Origin of the sequence: Erwinia wuhanensis, from assembly GCF_030484085.1 — a bacterium.
GTDB lineage: Bacteria > Pseudomonadota > Gammaproteobacteria > Enterobacterales > Enterobacteriaceae > Erwinia > Erwinia aeris.
Genome location: NZ_JAUJUH010000003.1, coordinates 530,162 through 555,986 on the forward strand (window position 1 = coordinate 530,162; position 25,825 = coordinate 555,986).

26 protein-coding genes are annotated in these 25,825 nt (G+C 56.5%); 13 read left to right on the top strand and 13 right to left on the bottom strand.

Annotated elements, in window-relative coordinates:
- Positions 1-143: 143 nt before the first annotated feature.
- From QZH36_RS10125 to QZH36_RS10140, 4 genes are all read right to left on the bottom strand, one after another.
- The gene (locus tag QZH36_RS10125; protein WP_301730118.1) at positions 144-689 is read right to left on the bottom strand and encodes a hypothetical protein; all 546 of its coding nucleotides are present in this window, start codon (positions 687-689) and stop codon (positions 144-146) included.
- 17 nt (positions 690-706) lie between these two features.
- On the bottom strand, positions 707-1,096 hold the full coding sequence (locus tag QZH36_RS10130) for a hypothetical protein (protein WP_301252633.1): 390 nt from the start codon (positions 1,094-1,096) through the stop codon (positions 707-709).
- 149 nt (positions 1,097-1,245) lie between these two features.
- Positions 1,246-1,530, bottom strand: a complete 285-nt coding sequence (locus QZH36_RS10135; RefSeq protein ID WP_125287434.1) for a YciI family protein — start codon at positions 1,528-1,530, stop codon at positions 1,246-1,248.
- An 8-nt stretch (positions 1,531-1,538) separates the two neighbouring features.
- Positions 1,539-2,537, bottom strand: coding sequence for an aminopeptidase (locus tag QZH36_RS10140; RefSeq protein WP_301252632.1), 999 nt, complete (start codon positions 2,535-2,537; stop codon positions 1,539-1,541).
- Between the two features lie 252 nt (positions 2,538-2,789).
- Here QZH36_RS10140 and cysG point away from each other — a divergent pair, with 252 nt between their 5' ends.
- From cysG to rpoS, 13 genes are all read left to right on the top strand, one after another.
- Positions 2,790-4,196 (top strand): siroheme synthase CysG, encoded by a 1,407-nt coding sequence (gene cysG, locus QZH36_RS10145; protein WP_301730120.1) that lies wholly within the window; start codon positions 2,790-2,792, stop codon positions 4,194-4,196.
- A 9-nt stretch (positions 4,197-4,205) separates the two neighbouring features.
- The gene (cysD, locus tag QZH36_RS10150; protein ID WP_253458879.1) at positions 4,206-5,114 is read left to right on the top strand and encodes a sulfate adenylyltransferase subunit CysD; all 909 of its coding nucleotides are present in this window, start codon (positions 4,206-4,208) and stop codon (positions 5,112-5,114) included.
- Between the two features lie 9 nt (positions 5,115-5,123).
- Entirely contained in the window at positions 5,124-6,551 is a 1,428-nt protein-coding gene (gene cysN / locus QZH36_RS10155; protein ID WP_253458881.1) for a sulfate adenylyltransferase subunit CysN, read from the top strand.
- The gene (gene cysC / locus QZH36_RS10160) at positions 6,551-7,156 is read left to right on the top strand and encodes an adenylyl-sulfate kinase (protein ID WP_301252628.1); all 606 of its coding nucleotides are present in this window, start codon (positions 6,551-6,553) and stop codon (positions 7,154-7,156) included. Before cysN ends, cysC begins: the two co-directional genes overlap by 1 nt.
- A gap of 56 nt (positions 7,157-7,212) precedes the next feature.
- Complete coding sequence (locus QZH36_RS10165) at positions 7,213-7,530, top strand: DUF3561 family protein (RefSeq protein WP_253458885.1); 318 nt, start codon at positions 7,213-7,215, stop codon at positions 7,528-7,530.
- 202 nt (positions 7,531-7,732) lie between these two features.
- Positions 7,733-8,038, top strand: a complete 306-nt coding sequence (ftsB, locus tag QZH36_RS10170) for a cell division protein FtsB (RefSeq protein ID WP_125287441.1) — start codon at positions 7,733-7,735, stop codon at positions 8,036-8,038.
- 3 nt (positions 8,039-8,041) lie between these two features.
- Positions 8,042-8,752: a 2-C-methyl-D-erythritol 4-phosphate cytidylyltransferase gene (ispD, locus tag QZH36_RS10175; RefSeq protein ID WP_253458887.1), complete on the top strand. Its 711-nt coding sequence runs from the start codon at positions 8,042-8,044 to the stop codon at positions 8,750-8,752.
- Entirely contained in the window at positions 8,752-9,231 is a 480-nt protein-coding gene (gene ispF, locus QZH36_RS10180; protein WP_125287443.1) for a 2-C-methyl-D-erythritol 2,4-cyclodiphosphate synthase, read from the top strand. The genes ispD and ispF overlap by 1 nt, the downstream gene beginning before the upstream one ends.
- Entirely contained in the window at positions 9,231-10,268 is a 1,038-nt protein-coding gene (gene truD, locus QZH36_RS10185) for a tRNA pseudouridine(13) synthase TruD (RefSeq protein WP_301730123.1), read from the top strand. Before ispF ends, truD begins: the two co-directional genes overlap by 1 nt.
- Before the next feature lie 77 nt (positions 10,269-10,345).
- On the top strand, positions 10,346-11,107 hold the full coding sequence (surE, locus tag QZH36_RS10190; protein WP_125287445.1) for a 5'/3'-nucleotidase SurE: 762 nt from the start codon (positions 10,346-10,348) through the stop codon (positions 11,105-11,107).
- Positions 11,101-11,727, top strand: a complete 627-nt coding sequence (locus QZH36_RS10195) for a protein-L-isoaspartate(D-aspartate) O-methyltransferase (protein ID WP_125287446.1) — start codon at positions 11,101-11,103, stop codon at positions 11,725-11,727. Before surE ends, QZH36_RS10195 begins: the two co-directional genes overlap by 7 nt.
- Positions 11,728-11,883: 156 nt before the next feature.
- Positions 11,884-12,951, top strand: a complete 1,068-nt coding sequence (gene nlpD, locus QZH36_RS10200; protein WP_301730124.1) for a murein hydrolase activator NlpD — start codon at positions 11,884-11,886, stop codon at positions 12,949-12,951.
- Positions 12,952-13,002: 51 nt separating this feature from the next.
- Complete coding sequence (gene rpoS / locus QZH36_RS10205) at positions 13,003-13,995, top strand: RNA polymerase sigma factor RpoS (RefSeq protein ID WP_125287448.1); 993 nt, start codon at positions 13,003-13,005, stop codon at positions 13,993-13,995.
- A 67-nt stretch (positions 13,996-14,062) separates the two neighbouring features.
- Here rpoS and QZH36_RS10210 read toward each other — a convergent pair whose 3' ends face one another.
- The 9 genes from QZH36_RS10210 to QZH36_RS10250 form a co-directional block, all read right to left on the bottom strand.
- Positions 14,063-15,361 carry a hypothetical protein gene (locus QZH36_RS10210; RefSeq protein WP_301730125.1) on the bottom strand — a complete coding sequence of 433 codons (1,299 nt, stop codon included), beginning with the start codon at positions 15,359-15,361 and terminating at the stop codon, positions 14,063-14,065.
- Between the two features lie 163 nt (positions 15,362-15,524).
- Positions 15,525-18,077 carry a DNA mismatch repair protein MutS gene (gene mutS, locus QZH36_RS10215; protein WP_301252620.1) on the bottom strand — a complete coding sequence of 851 codons (2,553 nt, stop codon included), beginning with the start codon at positions 18,075-18,077 and terminating at the stop codon, positions 15,525-15,527.
- 261 nt (positions 18,078-18,338) lie between these two features.
- Positions 18,339-19,199 (bottom strand): ATP-grasp domain-containing protein, encoded by an 861-nt coding sequence (locus QZH36_RS10220; RefSeq protein ID WP_301730127.1) that lies wholly within the window; start codon positions 19,197-19,199, stop codon positions 18,339-18,341.
- On the bottom strand, positions 19,196-20,443 hold the full coding sequence (locus QZH36_RS10225; protein WP_301730128.1) for a hypothetical protein: 1,248 nt from the start codon (positions 20,441-20,443) through the stop codon (positions 19,196-19,198). The genes QZH36_RS10220 and QZH36_RS10225 overlap by 4 nt, the downstream gene beginning before the upstream one ends.
- A complete protein-coding gene (locus tag QZH36_RS10230; RefSeq protein WP_301730129.1) occupies positions 20,440-21,642 on the bottom strand; it encodes an MFS transporter in 1,203 nt (400 codons plus the stop codon). The genes QZH36_RS10225 and QZH36_RS10230 overlap by 4 nt, the downstream gene beginning before the upstream one ends.
- Positions 21,642-22,817: an ATP-grasp domain-containing protein gene (locus tag QZH36_RS10235; RefSeq protein WP_301730130.1), complete on the bottom strand. Its 1,176-nt coding sequence runs from the start codon at positions 22,815-22,817 to the stop codon at positions 21,642-21,644. Before QZH36_RS10235 ends, QZH36_RS10230 begins: the two co-directional genes overlap by 1 nt.
- A 14-nt stretch (positions 22,818-22,831) precedes the next feature.
- On the bottom strand, positions 22,832-23,776 hold the full coding sequence (locus QZH36_RS10240) for a hydroxymethylglutaryl-CoA lyase-like TIM-barrel protein (RefSeq protein ID WP_301730164.1): 945 nt from the start codon (positions 23,774-23,776) through the stop codon (positions 22,832-22,834).
- 19 nt (positions 23,777-23,795) lie between these two features.
- Entirely contained in the window at positions 23,796-24,449 is a 654-nt protein-coding gene (locus QZH36_RS10245; protein ID WP_301730131.1) for an RraA family protein, read from the bottom strand.
- Between the two features lie 19 nt (positions 24,450-24,468).
- Complete coding sequence (locus tag QZH36_RS10250; RefSeq protein ID WP_301730132.1) at positions 24,469-25,824, bottom strand: circularly permuted type 2 ATP-grasp protein; 1,356 nt, start codon at positions 25,822-25,824, stop codon at positions 24,469-24,471.
- Position 25,825: the final 1 nt, after the last annotated feature.

The window sequence follows — 25,825 nt, forward strand, 5'->3', positions numbered from 1 at the left end:
CGCTGAAGCAGATATCCAGCAGTTTTCTATAGGTTTGGTACTGCAAGAGCTTACGTAGGTTTATCACTGCTGCGGCTATACTGATACTGTCTGACGCACGCTGAACCAGATAAGGTAGTTCGCCGCATAACATGACTTTTTGCTCAGAGGGGAGCAAGGATCCTTGAGGTAAGATTATTTCCCGGCTCTGATGCCCGGAAGTATGGCGTATGCCTTTTGCTATAAGCCAGGATCCGTACTCGCTTATCGTTATTTTCCCAGGCAAAATGAATGCAAGGCCCGCTGGTCATGCCTAACGGGTTGGGCTGTAGATCTTTTACTTTTGTATGACCACTATCGGTAGGAATATAAACAGAACGACCCTGTGCCGCATCCCAATCTCCGCTATGGTAATGCCATACGTCATAAAGCGCATAGATGTCGGCGCCTGCGTAACGCATTCCGTTGGTCTTACACCATGAAGGTTTGTTTCTGCCTTCTTGATCCAGCTCTTCAGCCAGCTGTTGGATAAGATAATCAAACGATGCACGGCTGTTATCATCCATTTGAGGCAAATCCGTTAAAAATATATCGTTGGCTGCTTCACCTGGTATACCTAAAATTTGCTTGCGGTCGCCGTGTTCAAACTGTGGCGCTAATACGATTTCAATTTTCGATGTTGGGGTTATTGCTACCCTTGTTGCAACCATTTTTCTGACTTTCCCTTTCAGAATTTTTTATTATTCTTGCTGGCCACAAGAGCGGCATGAACAGCAATTGAAGCTTTTTTATTGCGAGTGTGAACACGAACGGACTGGTTAAATCCTTTACTGGCGGAATCTGGATCCAGAATGTCTGAATACTCAACGCTCGCATCAATGGCATGATGGCCAGAAGCTACGCTCTGGTTGACCTTCGAGGCGGGCAGTAAAAATTTGGGCTGGGCACGCTCTTCAACCATACGTTCCAGCTCTCTGTGATAGGCCTCTGCCTGTTTCAGCAAGACAGGATCGGACGCATAACGTTTCTCTTCAGCATTTTCTTCAGCCTGAATTTTAAGATATAGCTTGCGCTGCTCCGGCGTTAGCTGTTTCGTTTCAGGTGGATGATATTTCATAGATCCCTCCTTAATTGGCGATTTAATCACCACGATGAGGGTATCGTAGGCTAATTTATTTATGCTAACAATACCTCGCTAAGCAAAGCCTCCATCAGGGATGACGAAAGCTTTATTATGCGAGTCAGCCCTGATTTATTCCCGAAAACCTACAGTCCCACCAGCGCAGAAAAGTCCGCCGAACCGCGCGTGACGTTCACTTTAGTGACCTCGTAATCCGCCACCTTCTGAAAAGCATCCTCTGCCAGAATACGATCCAGCCGAGCGCGATCGATATCCTTTATCAGGATCACGCCGCCAGTACGGGGATCTTTACGTCCGGCGGCAATAAAGGTGCCGTCGGCAAAGTAAGTATCCAGCCAGGCGATATGCGCATCCAGCGCCGCTTCCACTTCCGGCATCGGGCGGTTATAGGTCAGACTGACAATGTACATAGGCTTCCTTAAGCTTCAGGTTGAGGATTGGCTAACTCGCGGATCAGCGGCAGCAGGATTTTCACGCTGTCGCGCGTGCGGTGCGTGATGCGGCCAGGCAGCCAGCGATCGATCCAGGCAAGGTTATCGCAGCTGGCCTGCTGCTGACAGCTTCCCTGCGGAAAATGCGCGTTACTGGTATGCACCCGATGGCCTTTTTTATCCCAGTTGGCGGCGCGAACGCTCAGCAACGGAATGCCTGCCTTATCAAACGTCTCTACCGCCGGTTCATTTTTCACCGCTTTGCCCAGCGTGGCGGCAGGAATATGCGCCGAGCGCGCCAGCGCCAGCGCCCGATCGCGCGTCTGCCGCGCCACCGGTTCAGGCGTGTTGGTGCCGCTGTTGAACCAGAGCCGGTTGCCCACGAGCAGATCGTTTAGTTTTATCACTAGCAGCGTGTTCTTTTTCTCTTCCGGCTTCATGCGGGCGAGATAATCCTCTTCGCCATGCAGCGCCGAGGCGCTTAGCGCCACAAAGCGCAGGCTGTAGTGCAGCGGCATCGACTGTAAACGCTCCGCCAGCTCCAGCATCACCGCCACCCCGGAAGCGTTATCGTCCGCGCCCTGTAAAGTCAGGCCGCCGCGATTTTTTTGCCGATCGCTGTCGCTTAGCGGCAGCCAGGTATCGGCCTGCGCCAGAATAACTATCTGCTGCGGCACCTCGCCTGCGCGGGCGGCGATAACCGATGTCGCGATAACGCTGCGATCGCTAACGCGGCCATCCTGTGATTTATAGTGATAGTGAGCCGTAAAATCTCTTTTATTGCTCTCATAGCCCCACTGCTGAAACTGCTGTTGCAGATAGTCGGCGTTTAACATCTCGGCAGGACTGCCAGCCATACGCCCTGGAAAGTAAGTCGCGATATGGCGCAGCTGCTGTTCGGCAAGCTGACCTTCATTGGTCGCGGCGTGAAGCGGGGAAAGCACGCCCAGCGCCAGCAGGGCGCTCAGGCAAAGTCGGGAAAACATGTCACGTCCTTAATCGTCATCCTGTAACGAAACAGCGAAAATATTTTGCTGTCCCAGTATGAAAGTGTGACGGGCTCCGCACAATTACAATCCTTCTGAAAGCCCCTGAAATCGCTCCGCTAAGCACATTTTGTGCGTAGCTTTATCGTAACGTTATTCCATTCGGTAACTACTCATTCCAATTAGTAATTTCATAAGCCTCCGCCGCCGCCCTATAGTCGCGTTAACTTTTTGTTATTTAGCAAGGCTGACGTGGATTATCTTCCCCTTTTTGCAGACATCCGAAACAAACCGGTGCTGGTGGTTGGCGGCGGCGACGTAGCCGCGCGCAAAATCGAACTGCTGCGTCGCGCAGGCGCGCGGGTGCAGATTGCCGCACGCGAACTGTGTGAAGAGCTGATGGCGCTGCAGGAGAGCGGTGAAGTCGAGTGGATTGCTCGCGACTATCAGAGCGCCCAGCTCGACCTGGTCTATTTCGTGATTGCCGCCACCGACGACGGCGAACTGAACAGCCGCGTCTTTGACGATGCCAGCGAGCGCAGGCTGCTGGCTAACGTGGTCGATGACCAGCCTAAATGCTCCTTTATTTTCCCTTCTATTGTCGACCGGTCGCCGCTGGTCGTGGCTATTTCCTCCAGCGGCACGGCGCCCGTACTGGCGCGCCTGCTGCGTGAAAAGCTTGAGTCTCTGTTGCCCGCCCATCTGGGGCAGATGGCCGCGCTGGCCGGCAGCTGGCGCGACAGAGTTAAGCAGCGGCTGAGCAAAATGTCAGAGCGCCGCCGCTTCTGGGAAAAGGCGTTTAACGGTCTTTTCGCCAGCCAGGTCGCTTCCGGCAATCTGACGGGCGCGGAACAGACGCTGGCTCGCCAGCTGGACGATCCGGAGGCGAGCCAGGGCGAAATTATCCTGGTCGGCGCGGGGCCTGGCGATGCCGGCCTGCTGACGCTGCGCGGGCTGCAGGTGATGCAGCAGGCGGACGTGGTGCTGTACGACCATCTGGTCAGCGACGAGGTGCTGGATTTAGTCCGACGCGACGCCGACCGCATCTGCGTGGGCAAGCGCGCCAGCGCGCACAGCGTGCCGCAGGAAGAGACTAACCGGATGCTGGTCGAGCTGGCGAAGAAGGGCAAGCGGGTTGTGCGCCTGAAGGGCGGCGATCCCTTTATTTTTGGTCGCGGCGGCGAAGAGCTTCAGGCGGCGGTTGAGGCGGGCATTCCTTTTCAGGTGGTGCCGGGCGTGACCGCAGCGGCAGGCGCGACGGCCTATGCCGGCATTCCGCTGACGCATCGCGACCATGCGCAAAGCGTGCTGTTTATCACCGGCCATTGCCGGGCCGACGGCGAAGAGATGGACTGGCCATCGCTTGCTCGCGCGCGGCAGACGCTGGCTATTTATATGGGCACGGTAAAAGCCGCCGAAATCTCGGCGCAGCTTATTGCCCATGGCCGCGACGCGCAAACGCCGGTAGCGGTGATCGGGCGCGGCACGCGTCAGGATCAGCAGGTGCTGACCGGCACGCTACAGGAATTAGAACAACTGGCACAACGTGCGCCAACGCCCGCCCTGTTAGTGATAGGGGAAGTGGTCAACCTGCATCAGCAGCTGGCGTGGTTTCAACATTCAGCGCAGCGGGCGTCCGCCGTTGTGAATTTGGCTTGAGGAAAAGTTATGGATCAAAAACGACTCACCCACCTGCGTCAACTGGAAGCGGAAAGTATCCATATCATCCGTGAAGTGGCGGCAGAGTTCGGCAATCCGGTCATGATGTACTCTATCGGCAAAGACTCTTCGGTGATGCTGCACCTGGCGCGTAAAGCGTTCTATCCGGGCACGCTGCCTTTCCCGCTGCTGCACGTGGATACCGGCTGGAAATTTCGTGAAATGTACGAATTCCGCGACCGTACGGTAAAAGAGATTGGCGCCGAGCTGCTGGTGCATAAAAACCCGGAAGGCGTGGCGATGGGCATCAATCCCTTCGTGCACGGCAGCGCCAAGCACACCGACATTATGAAAACCGAAGGGCTGAAGCAGGCGCTGAACAAATACGGCTTTGATGCCGCGTTCGGCGGCGCGCGTCGCGACGAGGAAAAATCCCGCGCGAAAGAGCGTATCTACTCCTTCCGTGACCGTTTCCACCGCTGGGATCCGAAAAACCAGCGTCCTGAGCTGTGGCACAACTACAACGGCCAGATCAATAAAGGCGAAAGCATTCGCGTTTTCCCGCTCTCTAACTGGACCGAGCTGGATATCTGGCAGTATATCTTCCTGGAAAATATCGACATTGTTCCACTGTATCTGGCCGCTAAGCGTCCGGTACTGGAACGCGACGGCATGTTGATGATGATTGACGACGACCGGATCGATTTACAGCCTGGCGAGAAGATTGAGGAGCGGATGGTGCGTTTCCGTACGCTGGGCTGCTGGCCGCTAACCGGCGCGGTGGAATCCGAAGCGCAGACGCTGCCTTCGATCATCGAAGAGATGCTGGTTTCAACCACCAGCGAACGTCAGGGGCGCGTGATCGACCGCGATCAGTCCGGCTCGATGGAGCTGAAGAAACGCCAGGGTTATTTCTAAGGAGCCGAGATGAACAACGTCATTGCACAACAAATTGCCGACCAGGGCGGCGTGGAAGCCTGGCTGCACGCTCAGCAGCACAAAAGCCTGCTGCGTTTTCTGACCTGCGGCAGCGTCGACGACGGCAAAAGCACGCTGATTGGCCGCCTGCTGCACGACACGCGCCAGATTTATGAAGATCAGCTCTCTTCGCTGCACAACGACAGCAAGCGTCACGGCACCCAGGGCGAGAAACTGGATCTGGCACTGCTGGTGGACGGCCTGCAGGCCGAGCGGGAACAGGGCATCACCATCGACGTGGCCTATCGCTATTTCTCCACTGAAAAGCGCAAATTTATTATTGCCGACACGCCGGGGCACGAGCAGTACACCCGCAATATGGCGACAGGCGCATCAACCTGCGACCTGGCCATTCTGCTGATCGACGCCCGTAAAGGCGTGCTGGATCAGACGCGTCGTCACAGCTTTATCTCCACGCTGCTGGGCATCAAGCACCTGGTGGTGGCTATTAATAAGATGGATCTGGTCGAGTACAGCGAAGAGAAGTTCGAGCAAATCAAACAGGACTATCTGGATTTTGCCGAACAGCTGCCGAACGATCTGGATATCCGCTTTGTGCCGCTGTCGGCGCTGGAAGGGGAAAACGTCGCTTCCGCGAGCGAGGCGATGGGCTGGTACACCGGTCCGACGCTGCTGGACGTGTTGGAAACCGTCGAGGTCAAGCGCGTGGTGGAACAGCAGCCGATGCGCTTCCCGGTGCAGTACGTCAACCGACCTAACCTGGATTTCCGCGGCTATGCGGGCACCCTGGCGTCGGGAACGGTACAGGTCGGCCAGCGCGTGAAGGTGCTGCCATCCGGCGTGGAATCTTCCATCGCCCGCATCGTGACCTTTGACGGCGATTTGCAGGCAGCGCAGGCCGGCGAAGCGATTACGCTGGTGCTGAAGGACGAAATCGATATCAGCCGCGGCGATCTGCTGGTAGATGCCAGTACAGAGCTGAAGCCCGTGCAGGCCGCCAGCGTGGACGTGGTATGGATGGCGGAACAGCCGCTGGCGCCGGGTCAGAGCTTCGATATTAAAATCGCCGGCAAGAAAACCCGCGCGCGCGTCGAAAAAATTCAGTATCAGGTGGAAATCAACAGCCTGGCCCAGCGTCAGGTGGAAAACCTGCCGCTGAACGGCATCGGTCTGGTGGATCTGACCTTTGACGAGCCGATGGTGCTGGATAAATACCAGCAGAATCCGGTTACCGGCGGCATGATCTTTATTGACCGTCTGAGCAACGTTACCGTCGGCGCAGGCATGATCCGCGAACCGAACGAGGAAGCGGCGCAGGCGACCGGTGATTTCAGCGCTTTTGAACTGGAATTTAATGCGCTGGTGCGTCGCCACTTCCCGCACTGGGGCGCTCGCGATATTTCAGGCGGTCAATAATGGCCGCTCACGATGAAAACGTCGTCTGGCATGCGCACGCGGTAACGCGTGCGGAGCGCGAGCAGCTGCACGGTCATCAGGGCGCGGTGCTGTGGTTTACGGGGCTTTCCGGCTCCGGTAAATCCACCGTGGCGGGCGCGCTGGAGCAGGCGCTGCATCAGCTTGGCGTCAGCACCTATCTGCTGGATGGCGACAACGTGCGTCACGGCCTCTGCCGCGATCTGGGCTTCAGCGACGCCGATCGTAAAGAGAATATCCGGCGCGTCGGCGAAGTCGCAAAGCTGATGGTCGATGCGGGCCTGATCGTTCTGAGCGCCTTTATCTCTCCGCATCGGGAAGAGCGGCAGATGGTGCGCGACATGGTTGGGGAAGGGCGCTTTATTGAAGTCTTTGTCGACACGCCGCTGGCTATCTGCGAAGCGCGCGATCCCAAAGGCCTGTATAAAAAAGCGCGGGCCGGCGAGCTGCGTAATTTCACCGGCATTGACGCCGTTTATGAAGCGCCGGAACGTCCGGAAATCCGCCTGGATGGCGAACAATTGGTAACAAATTTACGGGTTCAAGTGTTAGATCTGCTGCGTGACCGCGATATTATCAAAGCCTGAGATAGCCGCGGCAAAACGCCTCAGAGCGGGCCGTATTACGCGTCAACAGGATACTTATGCATAACGTTACGCCCATGCTGGCCCGCAAAGATGACGGTCAGGAAGAGTCTTCCTGGTCGTTTCCCGGTGGAGTGGCAGGCTTTGCCTGCTACTGGTTCGCGCTCGCGATCCCTTTTATGCTTTACGGCTCTAACACGCTGTTCTTCTTCCTCTATACCTGGCCCTTCTTTCTCGCGCTGCTGCCCGTTTCCGTTCTGGTCGGTATTATCGCCAGCGTGCTGCTGCGCGGCCATCTGATTTGGACGCTCCTGCTCACCGTCGTGGTGGTTATAGGCCTTTTCTGGCTGCTGTTTACGCTGCTGAGCGGTTGGTAATCGCCCTCATTGTGGTAAGGTTTGCCCGCCCGTGGGCAAAATCTGATGTCTGAATGCGCCCGGTGGTAACAGAAGGTTGCCTGACGACGCTGTTTAGCCCCGTGGAACGCTCACCGATTCGCCAAACGGCGGCTATTTCAAGGCCGCAGTGGAGTCGGGAGAAAAGTTATGGGATGATTGAGCCGTTTTTCAGGGGGCGGGGATGGGAAAACTTACGCTGCTGTTACTTGTACTACTCGGCTGGCTGCAATATTCGCTCTGGCTGGGCAAGAACGGCCTACATGACTATACGCGCGTTAACGACGATGTTGCGGTGCAGCAGAGCAGTAACGCCAAATTAAAAGCGCGCAACGATCGGCTGTTTGCGGAAATCGATGACCTGAATGGCGGTTCCGAAGCTATCGAAGAACGCGCGCGCAATGAGCTGGGCATGATCAAGCCCGGTGAGACCTTCTATCGCCTTGTGCCGGATCGCAGTAAAAACGCGCAGGCCAATCAACAACGATAAAACATGACTATCGCAGGTACTGAGGTGATTGCCGTTGTGCCCGCTGCCGGTGTCGGCAGCCGGATGCAGGCGGCCTGTCCTAAGCAATATCTTCGCATTAACGGCAAGAGCGTGCTTGAGCACGCCATTGACGGCCTGCTGGCGCATCCGCAGGTCAATCAGATTATCGTGGCTATCACGCCAGAAGATCCCTGGTTCTTTACGCTGCCGGTCGCTAAGGATCCTCGCGTGCGCTGGGTCGCCGGCGGCAAAGAACGAGCCGACTCGGTGCTGGCCGGTCTGCAAGCCGCGCCAGAGGCCCGTTGGGTGCTGGTGCACGACGCGGCGCGTCCCTGTCTGCATCCCGACGATTTACACCGCCTGCTGGCGATCACCGCGACCAGCCGCATCGGCGGCATTTTGGCCGCGCCCGTGCGTGACACCATGAAGCGCGCGGAACCCGGCTCGCCGGCAATTGCCCATACGGTGGAGCGGGAGGCGCTCTGGCACGCGCTGACGCCGCAGCTGTTTCCGCTGGAGCTGCTGCGTAGCTGTCTGCAGCGGGCGCTGCAGGAAGGTGCGTCCATCACGGACGAGGCCTCCGCGCTGGAATATTGCGGCTATCATCCCGAACTGATCGTCGGCCGCAGCGACAATATCAAGGTGACGCGACCGGAAGATCTGGCGCTGGCCGCTTTTTACCTGACTCAATTACATAATAAGGAGAGCGCATAATGCGTATCGGCCACGGTTTTGATGTACACGCGTTTGGCGGCGAAGGCCCGCTGATTATTGGCGGCGTGCGAATTCCTTATGAGAAAGGGCTGCTGGCCCATTCCGACGGCGACGTGGCGCTTCATGCGCTGACCGATGCGCTGCTGGGCGCGGCGGCGCTGGGCGATATCGGCAAGCTTTTCCCCGATACCGACGCGGCTTATAAAGGGGCAGACAGCCGCGAGCTGCTGCGTGAAGCCTGGCGCCAGATTGAGAAAAAAGGCTATCGCGTTGGTAACGTCGACGTGACTATTATCGCCCAGGCACCGAAAATGCTGCCGCACGTGCCGCAGATGCGCATTCATATCGCGGAAGATCTGGGCATCCATATGGACTGCGTCAATGTGAAAGCGACCACCACTGAAAAGCTGGGCTTTACCGGCCGTGGCGAGGGCATCGCCTGTGAAGCCGTTGCGCTGCTGATCAAGGCTGACGCTTAATGACCGCCTGGCTTTATGGGCAGCCCGCCGCCAGCGGCGTGGTCAAAGCGAACCCGGAAGATTTCGTGGTGATCGAAGATCTGGGCTACCGTCCGGACGGTGACGGTGAGCAGGTGCTGGTGCGCATTCGTAAAAACGGCTGCAATACCCGCTTTGTGGCCGAGGCGCTGGCAAAGTTCGCTAAAATTCATCCGCGCGACGTCAGCTTTGCCGGCATGAAAGATCGTCACGCCGTGACCGAGCAGTGGTTCTGCCTGCGCGTGCCCGGCAAAGAGACGCCGGATTTTACCGCTTTTCAGCTGGAAGGCTGTGAAGTGCTGGAGAGCGCGCGGCATCGTCGTAAGCTGCGTACCGGCGCGCTACAGGGCAATGCCTTTACGCTTATCCTGCGTCAGATTTCCGACCGGGCGTCCGTTGAGCAGCGTCTGCAGCAGATAGCGCAGGGCGGTTTCCCGAACTATTTTGGCGAGCAGCGCTTTGGCCATGCCAACAACAACCTGATTATGGCGCAGCGCTGGGCGGCGGATGAGATCCGCGTGCGCGAGCGCAACAAGCGCAGCTTTTTACTTTCCGCCGCGCGCAGCGCGCTGTTTAATCAGGTCGTCAGCGATCGCCTGAGTAAAATGGGATCGCTGACCCGCGTGATGCCGGGCGATGCATTGCAGCTTACCGGACGCGGCAGCTGGTTTGTGGCCGCCGAAGAAGAGCTGCCTGGGCTGCAGGCGCGCACGGAGAATAACGAGCTGCGCGTGACGGCACCGCTGCCGGGCAGCGGCGATCCGGGCACCCAGGGCGAGGCGCTGGCGTTTGAGCAGCAAAGCCTGACGCACGAAACGGCGCTGATTGCGCTGCTGGCGCGCGAGCGCGTAGAGGCGGCTCGCCGCGCCGCGCTGGTGGTGCCGCGTGATTTGCGCTGGAGCTGGTGGGATGATGTCACCGTCGAGCTTTCCTTCTGGCTGCCGGCGGGCAGTTTTGCCACCAGCCTGGTGCGCGAACTGCTTAACCAGCCGAACGGCGAGGCGGACGTAGCGGAATAGGCGCAAAAGGCGCGCCCCGGCGGCGGTCGGGGATGATATGATACCCAACAGATTGAAAAGAAGGGGTTAAATTCCAGATGCGAATATTGCTGAGTAATGATGACGGTATCCACGCGCCGGGTATTCAGACGCTGGCGGCCGCGCTGCGCGAGTTTGCAGAGGTGCAGGTGGTGGCGCCGGATCGCAACCGCAGCGGCGCATCTAACTCGCTGACGCTGGAAACGCCGCTCCGTACCTTCAGCTATCCCAACGGCGATATTGCGGTACAGATGGGCACGCCAACCGACTGCGTCTATTTGGGCGTGAACGCGCTGATGCGCCCCAAACCGGATATCGTCGTTTCCGGCATTAATGCGGGAGCGAACCTGGGCGACGACGTCATCTATTCCGGCACCGTGGCGGCGGCGATGGAAGGGCGCCATCTGGGCCTGCCCGCGCTGGCCGTCTCGCTGGACGGGCATCAGCATTACGACACCGCCGCCGCCGTAACCTGTTCTCTGCTGCGGGCGCTGCAGCGCGAGCCGTTGCGCACCGGCCGGATCCTGAACATCAACGTGCCGGATTTACCGCTCAGCGAAATTAAAGGTATCCGCATGACCCGCTGCGGCAGCCGTCATCCCAGCGATCAGGCTATCCCGCTACAGGATCCGCGCGGCCATACGCTGTACTGGATTGGCCCGCCGGGTGAAAAGTTCGACGCCGGTCCCGATACGGACTTTGCCGCCGTCGAAGAAGGTTACGTGTCGGTAACCGCGCTGCATGTCGATCTCACCGCGCATGGCGCGCAGGAGGTCGTTGCTTCATGGTTAGCCAGTTCGGGAGTTGAAAACGAATGGTAAACCGCCGCATTGAAACGCTGCTGGACCAGCTGCGCCAGCAGGGCATTACGGATGAAGCCTTGCTGAAGGCGATTGAAGCGGTGCCGCGCGAGCGTTTCGTTGATGAAGCTTTCGAGCATAAAGCCTGGGATAATACGGCGCTGCCGATTGGCTCCGGGCAAACCATTTCCCAACCCTATATCGTGGCGAAAATGACCTCGCTGCTGGCGTTGAAACCCGAGTCGCGCGTGCTGGAGATCGGCACCGGTTCGGGCTATCAAACCGCTATCCTCGCGCATCTTGTCGGGCATGTTTGCTCTGTCGAACGTATCAAAGGCCTGCAATGGCAGGCGAAACGGCGGCTGAAGCAGCTCGATCTGCACAATGTTTCCACCCGTCACGGCGATGGCTGGCAGGGCTGGCCGGCGCGCGGCCCTTTCGATGCGATTATCGTTACCGCTGCGCCGCCGGAGATCCCGGTCGAGCTGATGAACCAGCTTGATGAGGGCGGCATCATGGTGCTGCCGGTCGGCGACGAACAGCAGCAGCTCAAGCGCATCACCCGTAAAAACGGCGAATTTCTGGTGGAAACCATTGAGCCGGTGCGATTTGTGCCGCTGGTGCAGGGCGATCTGGCCTGAGCGCCCGGCCAATTGTACGCATCTGTTAATGGCTTCTATCTGTTAATGGCACGCGACGGCCGATATTGTTACTATTCAATCTATTCAGAATTTAATGCTGCTGGCGCAGGTTTAGCCGAGCGCGGCCGCACAGTTTTGCCGTAGCGGGGGATATAAATGAGCACGGGAAGCCCGGTAGTAAAATTACGCCGTATTGCGGCGGTTTCACTCGTTGGTTTTTGGTTAGCTGGCTGTTCCAGCGATAACGCACAGGCGCCAATCAGCTCGGTAGGCGGCAACGGCAGCGCCAACAGCGGCGGGGGATTAATCACCCAGCCACCGCCGATAGCCTCCGGCTCCGGCCGCGCCGCGCCCGTCGCGAGCGGCGGCAGAAGTGAAAATGTTGTTACGCAAAATGGGCGTATCATTTATAACCGTTCGTATGGGAATATTCCGAAAGGTAGCTACAGCGGCGAAACTTACACCGTTAAACGCGGCGATACGCTGTTCTATATTGCCTGGATTACCGGCAACGATTTCCGTGATTTAGCCGAACGAAATAACGTCTCTGCGCCTTACAGCCTCAATGTGGGCCAGCAGTTGCAGGTTAGTAACGGCTCCGGCGGCACCCTGACCGGCGGCAATGCCATCACCGCAGCGGATGCAACGGCGGGCGGCGTGCCCACTCAGCCGACCACTGCGCAAATGAAGAGCACAACGGTTGCACGTCAGCCGGTTATTACGTATTCTGAGGATTCAGGTAAACCAAGTGAGGGTAAAATGTTACCTTCAGCCGGTACAAATACTGTCGCAACGACGACAGCGCCGGTAAGTGCTCCGACCGTCAGCAGCACAACGAACAGCTCTACTCCGGTAGGCAGCTGGCGTTGGCCGACCGACGGGAAGATTATCGATAACTTTTCTGCTTCCGAAGGCGGCAATAAAGGTATCGATATCGCGGGATCGCGAGGACAGCCCGTTGTATCAACCGCCTCAGGGCGCGTTGTGTATGCCGGGAATGCGCTGCGCGGTTATGGCAACTTGATTATCATCAAACATAATGATGACTACCTGAGTGCATATGCCCATAACGACACGATGCTGGTCCGCGAGCAGCAGGAAGTAAAAGCGGGTCAGAAGATTGCGACAATGGGCAGTACCGGCACCAGTTCGGTTAGATTGCATTTTGAAATTCGTTACAAGGGGAAATCCGTAAACCCGTTGCGCTATTTGCCGCAGCGATAAACCGGCAGAACCCTGGTTGTTCTGCCCTGGGATCACGGGTAGGAGCCGCTTATGAGCCAGAATACGCTGAAAGTTAATGAGTTACATGAAGACGCGGAATTCGACGAAAACGGAGCTGAGATTTTTGATGAGAAGGCTCTTGTCGGAAATGAACCTGCTGATAACGATATAGCTGAAGAAGAGCTGTTGTCACAAGGCGCTACACAACGTGTTTTGGATGCGACGCAGCTCTACCTGGGGGAGATCGGTTATTCACCACTCCTTACGGCAGAGGAAGAAGTTTTCTTCGCTCGTCGTGCTCTGCGTGGTGACATTCCGTCTCGTCGCCGCATGATTGAAAGTAACTTACGTCTGGTAGTGAAGATCGCCCGTCGTTACAGCAATCGTGGTCTGGCTTTGCTGGATCTGATTGAGGAAGGTAACCTGGGCCTGATCCGCGCGGTAGAGAAATTTGACCCTGAACGTGGGTTCCGTTTCTCTACTTACGCTACCTGGTGGATCCGTCAGACGATTGAACGGGCGATCATGAATCAAACCCGTACCATCCGTCTGCCAATCCACATTGTTAAAGAGCTGAACGTCTATCTGCGTACCGCCCGCGAACTGGCCCACAAGCTGGATCACGAGCCAAGCGCGGAAGAAATTGCCGAACAGCTGGACAAACCCGTTGATGACGTCAGCCGTATGCTGCGCCTCAACGAACGCATCACGTCAGTTGACACGCCGTTAGGCGGAGATTCTGAGAAAGCGCTGCTGGATATCCTGGCCGACGAGAAAGACAACGGTCCGGAAGATACCACCCAGGACGATGACATGAAGCAGAGCATCGTCAAATGGCTGTTCGAACTGAACGCCAAACAGCGTGAAGTGCTGGCGCGTCGTTTCGGCCTGTTAGGCTACGAAGCGGCAACGTTAGAAGATGTGGGTCGCGAAATCGGTCTGACCCGTGAACGTGTTCGCCAGATTCAGGTTGAAGGTCTTCGTCGTCTGCGGGAAATTCTGCAGGCTCAGGGACTGAACATTGAAGCCTTGTTTCGCGAATAATGCGGGCGCTTAAAGAGTGAAAGCGAAAAGCGGTGGTGCAAACCACCGCTTTTTTATTGCCTGTAAATCAGACAACTTCCTTAACTTTCTCTTTTGCGTCGGATTTCACATCCTGCATCGCATAGGTATCCATCACCGCGCCTTTATAAGCGCTCATCAACATCTGCATCGGCGTAACTTTGCCGGTCAACAGCCCTTGCGCCATGCCTTTTAGCGCGTCAAACGCGGTTTTCACGCCGCCCACGATGCCGCCTTTGATCACATCCCACGGATTGGTACTTTCTGCGCGACCCATCCCGGTCAGCACGTTGCTGAGTCCAGGAATAAAGGCCAGCGCCTTGCCCAGCTTCAGGCAAATGCCCTGAAAACCGCTTTTATTGGTGCCGTTCAGGTTGACCATTTCGTCGTTGGTGGTGGTTAAACGGCCGTCTTTGGGAAAGGCTTTGTCCAGTCCCTGTTCCGCCACGTCTTTGACGATCGCCGCTTCCGTCCCGTGACGGGCATCGCCGCTTTTGGTAAGGCCTTCGATTTTGCCGTTAGTGGAGATTTTACCGCGATCGCCGCCTTCCCGGTTATCCAGCGCCTTAACGTTATTTAAAAAGTATGACATGTTTTTGGCGGCCAGCGCCCGGCTTTTCTCGTCCGGGTTATTGGCCGTCCAGTCGCCGAACTGCTTTTTCAGCTCGCTCTGCTTGATATCTTTCTGATTGCCCAGATTTTTCAACACCGGGTTCTCGTTGATGATTTGATCGGCGGTGCGGTTGTCGCCATCCATGTTTTTAAACAGCGTGCTGCTGGAAGGCGGAACGCTGGTGTCCTTTTCGCTGGCTGGCATCGTCTGCCCGCCGGCGTTCGCATCGGCAGTGCCGGTTGCGCCTGTGGCCGTCGCACCCAGCGAAGAGAGCAGCTCCTTAAGCTGAGACAGCGCGCTGCTGAGTTGCGTATCGGTTGTGCTGCTGTTGCCGGACGACTGCTGGCTCTCCTGGCTTTGTTTAAGCAGTTTGGTAATGCTGTCGAGCAGCATTTGCAGCTGCGACATCACGTTCTGCGTGTTGTTGGCCGAAGGGGAGCCGTTTTGCGCGCCGGTGCCTGAAGATTGCTGCTGCGCCAGCTGCTCCTTGAGCTTGCTCAGCTCCTCCTTGCCCTGCTTTAACAGCGAATCGATCAGCGTTTTATAATCGGCACTGAGCGAGGCCGTAGAGCTTTTCTGCGTAGTGGTGCCCTGCGCGCCGCCGTATTGCAACAGACTGGACTTTTCCGGTGCTGCGGCGAGGCTGCCGTTCTGCGCTTTACCCGGGCGCGCGGAGAACTGTCCCGCGTTAATCGCCTCGCTGTTTATCCCAACGGGATTCACTCTTAAATTCATGACACTCTCCACTGGATTAGATGAAATGACGCGGACAAAACGGCGCGATGCAGACCGCTAACGCTTTATCACTGTCATTACGTGGGAGAGAGGAGGGGGATAGTTCCATTGCAAAGAAAAGGCCCGCGTGAGGCGGGCCTGCGCTTAAACCATCAGCCTGCAACTAAACCAGCGATTTCAGACGATAGATCCATTCCAGCGCCTGGCGCGGCGACAGCGTGTCGGGATCTAACGCTTCCAGCGCCTCAACGGCCGGGGACGTCTCTTCAACCAGCAGCGGCAGCTGTGGGCCTTCCGCGCTGCCTGCGGCCGCGCTGGCCGAGCTGGCTTCCAGCTCTTTCAGCTTCTGCCGCGCGCGCTTGATCACTTCTTTCGGCACGCCTGCCAGCGCGGCAACGGCCAGTCCGTAACTTTTGCTGGCCGCGCCGTCCTGCACGCTGTGCATAAAGGCGATAGTGTCACCGTGCTCCACGGCATCCAGATGCACGTTGGCGACGCCTTCCATCTTCTCTTCCAGCGTGGTCAGCTCGAAATAGTGCGTGGCGAACAGCGTCATCGCTTTGATGCGGTTCGCCAGGCTTTCCGCGCAGGCCCAGGCAAGAGAAAGACCGTCGTAGGTCGAGGTGCCGCGGCCGATCTCGTCCATCAATACCAGGCTGTATTCCGTCGCGTTATGCAGAATATTGGCGGTTTCGGTCATTTCGACCATAAAGGTTGAGCGACCGGAGGCGAGATCGTCCGCCGCGCCAACGCGGGTGAAGATGCGGTCGATGGGGCCAATTACCGCTTCTTCCGCCGGAACGTAGCTGCCGATAAAGGCCATCAGCGCTATCAGCGCGGCCTGGCGCATATAGGTGCTTTTACCGCCCATGTTCGGCCCGGTGATCACCAACATGCGGCGCTGCGGTGACAGCGTTAGCGGGTTGGCGATAAACGGCTCTTTCAGCACCTGCTCGACCACCGGATGACGGCCGCCGGTCAGTCTGATGCCTGGCTTATCGGTAAAGGTCGGACAGTTGAAGTTCAGGGTCCAGGCGCGCTCGGCAAGGTTGCTCAATACGTCCAGCTCCGCCAGCGCGGCGGCGCTGATCTGCAGCGCTTCCAGATGCGGCAGCAGCAGATCGAACAGCCCGTCGTAAAGGGCCTTTTCCAGCGCCAGCGCCTTGCCTTTCGAGGTCAGAACCTTGTCTTCATACTCTTTCAGCTCGGGGATAATATAGCGCTCGGCGTTTTTCAGCGTCTGGCGGCGCACGTAGTTGATCGGCACCAGATGGCTTTGCCCACGGCTGACCTGAATATAGTAGCCGTGCACGGCGTTAAAACCGACCTTGAGCGTATCCAGCCCCAGCTTTTCACGCTCGCGGATTTCCAGCTTGTCCAGATAGTCGGTGGCGCCGTCCGCCAGCGCGCGCCACTCGTCCAGCTCTTCGTTATAGCCTGGCGCAATCACGCCGCCGTCGCGCACCAGCACCGGCGGTGCATCGATAATGGCGTTTTCCAGCAGTTCGCGCAGCTCGTCGAACTGGCCCATCTGCTGGCGCAGCGTTTGCAGATGCGGCACGTCGCTGTCAACCAGCAGCGCGTCCAGCCCGGGCAGCTGCTGAAAAGCGTGACGCATCCTGGCCAGATCGCGCGGGCGCGCCGTGCGCAGCGCCAGCCTGGCGAGGATACGCTCCAGATCGCCGACCTGCCGCAGCAGCGGCGCCAGCTCGGCGGTAAAATCCTGTAGCGCGCCGATGCTTTGCTGCCGGTTGATAAGCGTTGCGGTGTCGCGGATCGGCATATGCAGCCAGCGTTTCAGCATGCGGCTGCCCATCGGCGTGACGGTTCTGTCCAGCACCGAAGCCAGCGTGTTATCGATGCCGCCCGCCAGGTTCTGGGTGATTTCCAGATTGCGGCGCGTGGCGGCGTCCATGATGATGCCGTCCTGCTGACGCTCCATCGTCAGCGAGCGGATATGCGGCAGCGAGGTGCGCTGGGTATCTTTTACATATTGCAGCAGGCAGCCTGCCGCACGCAGCGCAAACTGCGCCTGCTCGACGCCGAAACCGTTCAGATCGCGGGTGCCGAACTGCATGTTCAGCTGCTGGCGCGCGGTATCCACCTCGAACTCCCACAGCGGACGACGACGTAAGCCACGACGATTTTCAATCAGCGACATGGCGGCAAAATCTTCGGGATAGAGCAGCTCCGCCGGATTGGTGCGCTGTAGCTCTGCCGCCATCGTTTCCAGATCGCTCGGCTCCGCCAGGCGGAAGCGGCCGGAGCTGATATCCAGCGTGGCGTAGCCGAAGCCGCGCGAACCCTGCCAGATGGCCGCCAGCAAATTGTCCTGACGCTCCTGCAGCAGCGCTTCGTCGCTGATGGTGCCGGGCGTGACGATGCGTACCACTTTACGCTCGACCGGGCCTTTGCTCAGCGCCGGATCGCCGATCTGTTCGCAGATCGCCACCGACTCGCCCAGCTGCACCAGTTTCGCGAGGTAGTTTTCCACGGCATGATGCGGGACGCCAGCCATCGGGATCGGTTCGCCAGCGGAAGCGCCGCGTTTGGTCAGCGAGATTTCCAACAGCTGAGAGGCGCGTTTAGCATCGTCATAAAACAGCTCGTAAAAATCGCCCATGCGGTAGAACAGCAGGATCTCCGGATGCTCGGCTTTCAGACGCAGGTACTGCTGCATCATGGGCGTATGGGAAGAAAGATTGTCAGTGGTCATTATCAGGTCTTCTTTTCCAGTCCATTGAATATAAAGTCGGCGCGGGACGCTGAGTTTTACTTCAAAACGGTGATTGGGCAGGCGCGCCAGCGAGGTCAGCGCAGGTGACGGGCACGAGAGCGGCGCCTTTTTCTGAGGGCTATAGTAACGCAGCGCGATCGATGCTGTCACAGGTAAAAGCCAGAGACGGGCCGCAAAGCGTAAAAATAGAGGGGGTAAAATGCGATAGCGTTGGCGTACCGCTATCGCTTAGTGGTTTTCTTAAGCCGCGCCCAGGCGATTTTCGATCAATCGGCAAACATCCTCGACGTTGTCGTCATTTGGCCAGCTGAATGCGGGAGTGGTATTAACTTCGATTACGCTGAAACCGTCCTCTGTTTCGATTAAATCAACTCCGCAAACGGGCGCCTGCATCAGTCGGGCACAGCGTTCAGCCACAGCTTTCATTTCTCCGGTCAGTTCGCAGGCCTGCCAGGCGCCGCCAGTAGAAAGATTGGTGGTAAAGCCGTCAGGCGAAAGATAGCGATAAAAAGCGAAGTCCGCCTCGTAATCAAATACCCTGACGCGAATATCTCTGTCAGGTTTGGCCAGCTCTCGCTGCAGGTAAACCGCGTCACCGCGCGCGAACTGTAGGCGTGCGTGGCGCCAGAGTTCCTCGGCGTTCTTGATAAGCCTAACGTCCATGCCTTTAGCGCCGATCAGCGGTTTTACTACGCACGGCAAGCCGACTTCAGGCAGCAGCTTATTCAGCGCTGCCTCGTTGGTGACTACGATCGTATCGGCATGGCGACAGCCATGATGATGCAGAACGATGCTGTTAATCATTTTGCTCTGGCCTGCGCTGAGCACGGCCGCGCTATTGATCACCGGCACGCCGGCTTTTTCAAATGCCTGAAGCAGAGCCAATCCCATTTCGCGGGCCTGCAGCGAAACCCAGCCGAACACCAGAACGGGCCGGATCGGCTCACTTCCCACGTAGACCTTCAGCGCCTTTCCGCTCTGCATGCTGAATGAAACTTCGGCGGGCGAGGCCGCGCAGGCGGTGATGCCTTTTGCCGCCAGTCCGCCCAGCAGTTTCACCACGTCTTCCGTTCGCTCACGGCAAAGTATCAACACCGTCATACCGAAGCGCCCCGTAACATCACGTTGCCCGCAAGCGCGCCCTGGCTTGTATTAATAATATCGGAGCGTTCTGGCCGCCCAGCCCGCCACCATCCGCCGCCCAGCTCGTTATTCATAATGTAAACTCCCAGCAAACATTTAGCCTGCATCGCGTACTCTTCCTGCTGCGCCACGCTGAAAGCGGTGACTGAATAGCTGGCGATAGGCACCCTGCGCTGGACAACATAGGGCAGTTTCTGCGCCAGAATGGCCGTCAGCTGACGCTCCCATGTTTCCTGCTCCAGCTCCCAGCCGCACAGAATGTCGTTGCCGCCATAGCCATGGGCGGGTTTGACAATCCATTCTTCCCGCTGTTGCCTTAAGCTATCCAGCTTCACCTCGTCGAAGCGCCACGTATAAGGAATAAAAGCCTGCAGCTTTTCATAAAGCGCCTCATTGAAGAACGGGCGAAAGCGTTCATCATGCACAAGCGTCATACATAGTTTATTGCCGATTAAACGACCTTCGAACCCCGCCGGTAAAATAACTTGCTGTTTTTGCAGCGCCTGGCACAGCGGCTGATACTCTTCAGGCGCGTTAACCACATCCACCAGATCGAACAGGCAATAAAGATGCGTTACCTGCTTCCCGGCAAGAAAAAGGCCCTGTTCCTGTAGGATCAGATCGCGATGGGAAACCAGCTCGGCATCGATGCCCCAACGTTGCAGCTCGGCAACCATCAACGTAGCGACCGGCGTGATTTGCGGCAGTACGCGGCTCTCCTCCACCACGGCGACAAACGGGCGGCTGTGGGTCTGCTGCGCCTGCACGAGTTGATGAAGCCAGGCTGCCCACTGATAAAGCGGATCGGTATTGCCACCGGGACGGCAGATGCGATGAGCGACGGAGTAAGCCAGACCGCCAACATTCGGCCCCGCATTCAGCTCGACCATGCGTGGGTTATCTATTTCCCCGGCGATATCCACGCGCATATAGGAAGCTGGCGAGGTGAAGCATGAAAACCAGTCGATGACCTCAATATGCTCTGCGGAAAAGCCCAGCCAGCGAGCGAACTCGATCCAGTCGCCGTTAAAGTAGCCCTTGACGGCCTGCAGAATGCCCTCCGTGTAGGCGACTGAAAGCGCCCTGATTTCTTCCGCGACCGCGCGATCTAATTTAGGCGCGTCGCAGATAAAATCGAGCGTGGTGAATAGGGTGTGATTCTTCAGCTGTAAGGCTTTTTCATTGGTTACGAAGCGACTCATTTTTTCCCCGCGTCAGACAAGCTTAAAAGAGTGGAAGGCGATTTTCTTTTAGCCAGAGCGGTGACCGCGAGCCATATAAACATCAGCAGGACGACCAGCGCGCAAAGGCCGGAGTAAAGCGGCAGATAGCCGAATTTATCCGCCAGGTAGCCAAAAGCCAGGCCGGCAATAAAAACGGTGCAATAGTGCATATTTAAAATAACGGCCTGAAGGCGCCCAGCCTGCGAGGAGGTCACATGCCGCATCAGCAGGGCGTTGGCTGTGACCCTGGCCCAAACGATGGTGGCGCCGATCAGCAAAGTGGCGGCAATACCTTCGCCGAGCGAATCGCTCAGCGGCAAAAGCATATTAAAGAGCGCCACGCTCAGGCCTGATATAAAGAGTAAAAAGGAAGAGCGCGCATGAAGGCGGCGGCTGAGCGCGAGGCTCATCGCCATGGCACCGACAGAATAGGCCGCATTCAGATAGCCAAAGCCTTCTGCGGTCACCTGCATGCTTTCTTTACCGATCGGCCCCAGCAAGATATTGAACATTTGCAGGAAGGTCATGGGGATAAGCATCACCAGCAGAGCAGGCAGCACGCCCGCCTGCCGGAAAAGTGACCGTTCGGCACAGTGCTTAGAGGCGCTATCATTGTCGGTGGATGCAGGGAGCGCAGCGGGCAGGCGCACGGCCTGCATGGCTACGACTGTCAGGATAACGCCTGCCAGCCCGAACGTGAGGCCGGGCGAAGCTAAAGCCGTCAGTGCGCCACCAGCCGCCGTGCCGATAATATTGCCAAGCTGGATGGACATCTCAAATCTGCTGTTCGCCATGCCCAGATTTTGGGTTTGTGTCACGACATGCAGATAAGAACGAATGGCGGCGAGGAAAATCGTATTGGACAGGCTGGCGACCGCGATAACGGCATACAGGCCAGCTACGTTCATTAATGCTGACTGGAAAATAATAAACAGCCCCATAAACAACGCGCTGAGCAGACAGGCGAAAGCCACCATCCTGCGCTTGTCCAGCCTGTCTACCAGTTTCCCGGTCAGCGAGCCGATCAGCAATCCCGGCAGCGCCCTGATGCATAGCATGGCGCCGATCGCGGTCGCGGCGCCCGTCAGCTCCAGCAGCTTCCAGGGGATATAAACCCCCAGAATGCCGATATTAAGATAATAGCCCAGCGCGCAAAGGTAATATTTCCGGTTAACCATCAGGCCTCCCATTCCATATTGTCATTTAACCAGCGACTAAAGGTGGCCATTCGCTCCTCTACTTCCTGGCTGGAGCGGCCGGAAATTACCCCGGCAGCGATATGACTGACGCTGGAATCTGCGCCCCGATAGCGGCCTGCCGACGCGTTAAAACGATAGTGGCTGAGCCAGTCGAAAGGCGGCTCCGTGGCTGGCAGACGGTGCAGAAGGCCGTTGCGGGGCGGCAGTAAAAACCAGCCGCTCTGCTGTAAAGCGGCGTCGGGAAGACGTAGCGCCTGCTTTTCTCCCTGCTGTTGGCGCAGCCAACGCTCGTTGATATTGATACCCCAGGCCTTTTCAATTGTCTGCGGCACCAACGCTCCGCCGGAGCGGGCCGCGATTTCGCACAGCACGATTTTGTCAGCTGGCGTAAGGAAAAACTCGGCGTGAAAAGCCATCTGTGCCACGAAAGGCAGCGCAGCAATCGCCCGACGGACCTGCTCTTTCATCCGGGTATCTATTGCTGAGCCGGCTTCGATCATCACGCTGCCCAGCGGCATGCCCTGCTGCCAGGCAAGACAGCTGGTGGTATAGAAAGAGACGGTGGCGAAAGCTATCTCGCCTTGCTCGACCAGGCCATCAACGTGATACATTCTTCCCTCGATAAACTGTTCAACCAGTAAAGGGAAGCACAGGGCGGCTTCGTCGATCTCGCTGGCGTGGCGAAGAACGCTGGTATTACGCGAGCCGCCGCCGTCGACCGGTTTGATCACACAGGGGAAACCGATCTGGCCTAGCGCCGCGTCCAGATCTGCGCGGTCGACCACGGTATGCCAGTCAGCGACCCTGATGCCCTGTCGGCGGCAGTACGCTTTCATCAGCGCTTTATCACGATAGGCGAGCGCCGATTCAGGCCGCTGGCCCTCGATCCCCAACCTTTCTCTGAGCTGCGCGCTGCGGATCAGATCGTACTCTGAATGACAAACGACATAATCGACAGGCTGAGCGGCGATCAGCTTTTCAATCCAGACTGCGACTTCACTGTCGCGATCGATGTCTTCCGTGCGGTAAAAAGAGGCGAAGCGCGAAGTTTCAGGTAAATCACACTGCGCAATAACGTGCAGATGAATAGCATGGCTGACCCGCCATTGATAAATATCGAAAAGCGGGCTGCGAATAAAAACGATAGCGTGCATGTCTTGCCTCGGTGTCAGATATTTTCGGCGATCCTTTCTACCCAGTTTCCCGAGTGGTTTGCTAACGCATTTTGATAAATAGCGTCACCTTCTTCGACCGTCATATTTTTCATTGCCAGATATGACTGGAATAAATTCCCGCCTTTGTTAACCTGTCTGAGTTGGTATTTACTGACATAGCTGGCCGCTTCGATTAACGAGTCGATATCTAAATCAAGTTTCAGACTGGCATCATTTTTTAACAGATGCGCTATCACTTCGGTTCGTAAATTGCCGCCGCCTTTGCCCATGCCGAGCAAAGAGCCGTCAATGATGCTGGCGCCGGCTTTTATCGCCGTCAGGGCGTTAATACCGGCCAGCCCCAGGTTATCGTGAGGATGAAATCCCGTGTTCGTGTTCAGTAGGGCCTTCATACCCGCCATTAGCGCGGTCACATCCTTCGGCTGCATATTACCCAGCGAATCGGCAGCGTAGATAACGTCCGCGCCGCTTTCTTCACACCGGCGCATATTGTCGATCACTTCTTTCAGTTGGAAACGGCTCATGCGAACAAAGTTGGCGCAAACTTTCAGGTTCTGTTTTTTGCTCCATGTAATAAGCGTCAGCGCCTGTTCGATATTTTGCGGTGTGATACAGATACGGATTAAATCCAGACCAACGTCGACCAGCCGGGAAATATCCTCACTGACAACGTTTTTGGGATGTGCCATCACTCCCAGCTTCGCCTGTTTCGGCAGCGTTTTTAACCGTTGAAAAAGGTCGGGCGTAATATTTGAAGTTAAACCACAGTTTTTAATATTAAACGGCGAACCTTTAAGGTAGCCCAGCTCGATATAGTTAATATGCGCTTTATCCAGATGATAAACTATGCTCTGTACATCATCTTCAGAAAAGTGAAAGTTATTAACGTAACCGCCGTCCCGCAGCGTGACATCGATAATTTCCAGCGAGTTTTGCATTTTCACTTTAGCTCCTTATTTATGAGGGGATCTTAAGACCGTAGCGGTTATAATTAAGTTTTTCGCGAGCCTCTTTAAGCGCCATGCCTTGCTCAACTAAAGCTTCAACCTCTGTTTCCATCGTAATAATTTCGCTGACCAGCTTTTCTACCTGAGCCAGTTTATCCTGCGGAATAACCACCACGCCGGAGCTGTCGGCACAAACGATATCACCCGGCGCTACCGTAGTTTCGCCTATTTTTACCGGCACGTTGATGGCTTTCAGCATGGTTCGGCCTTTGCCTGATTTCATATAGGCCGCGCGCGCAAACACCGGATGACCGGAGGTGGCAATGCCGTCAGCATCACGGCAGGCGCCGTCAATCACGGTTCCCGCGATGCCTTTGCGTACGGCCAGCCGGGACAGAATATCGCCCCAGACGGTACTTTCGGTAACGCCGCGGTTAGCTATAACAATAACTTCGCCGGCGGCGACGTCGTCGATATAATCTGCGGCTTTTCCCGACTCTCCCGGCTGCACGGCTTCCACCTGTATGGTAAACGCCGGGCCGACGCACTGCATGCCGAATCGCAATGGATTAATAGCGCTGCCTAAGCCGTTATTAATATTCAGCATATCCAGGGCGTCGGAAACCGTGGCAGTACCTGCCTTTAATAATAATTCTTTGTTCATTGGTTACTCCAGTTTTAAATCAAAGGATAGGGAGGATGATATTTTTACTTCCGCCCTGGAAAATATTAACCTTCAGGTTTTTACTTATTTTTGAACCGAAGCCGGCAAACTTCCCGTTATACATAAAAAAGTCCAGGCTCATATTATAATTGGCGAGATTCTGCGTATTGGGCGAATAGACAGGGCACTGCTGAATAGCGATATACTCCTGTAAAATACTTCTGTTTTTACGCGCGTTTTCTACAGCCTGTCGCCATACTTCGTCGGTCGAGTCTTTGCCCAGAATGACGCCTTCACCGCGAATGTCGTAGGGCATTTTCAGCACGAAAGCGTCTTTATTCGCCAGGGCGTGCGCGACGGCACTCAGCCTACTGCCCCGGTAGCTTACTTCGGCCTCGCTGATGGCGCAGGCCCACGGCAGCAGCTTTTCAATCAGGGCATTTTCTTCCGCGGTAAACAGATGACGAAAACGAGCGTCCTTCATTAAAGCCAGCGAGCGTTTGCTTTCAGTTACATAACGGCTGGCGAAAGAGTTAACGTGGGTAACTTTATTTTCGCAAATGGCCCGAATCAGGGCAGCAGTTCTGCCGGGCTGCGTCAGCATTTCATCGAAATAGCAGGTATTGATCTTATTCCAGATAACCTCTATCGCCGTCTGTTCGTGATAAAGCTGCCCGTTTTTATAGGTCAGGCTTCCCGGATCGGCAATCACGCAGACAATGCCCATTCCTTCAAGCACCTGCTGCATCAGCTTAACTTCCGCGCTGATTTTTCCTTCAGGTTGAAGGATGCAAAAAGCCTTGCTGATTTGCCGTCCGGTCCGGTTTTCATGCGCCTGCAGCAGAGCATGGAAAAACGCTTCGTCTGACTGATTCAGCGTGCCCGCCACCTGCACATTGTCGCGCAAAAAGGACGAAATCAGCGGTAGTTCGGTAATCGCCTGACGATGATGATGAGTAAACAATACACCGGCCGGGCAGTCGGTATTATTTTCCAGTATTTTAAAGCCATCCTCCGTCGGGTAGCTGTCGAAGCGGCAGATAACGATCTCATTGTCGTAGCCTGGATCCAGCATACAGAGTGATTCTACCAGCGGGGGAAAGCTGAACCAGGAACGGACTTCAGGTCTTTCGCGGTAAAGCACCAGTAGTTTTCTTAGTAGCTGGTGATACTCTTCGGCCAGGCGAGCATATTTTTGATGCAGGCCGCTATCTATAAACGTCACGGCAGGCAAAAGATCGAAAGCTTTATTCCAGATGCTGATTTGGCCTTCGCGCAGGCTCTCTTCCAACAGGGAAATTTGTTGGCCAATAGCTTGTGGATTAAGCGCAATATATTGCTGAAGCTGATTATTTAGCGGATTGTTGGTCAGCATA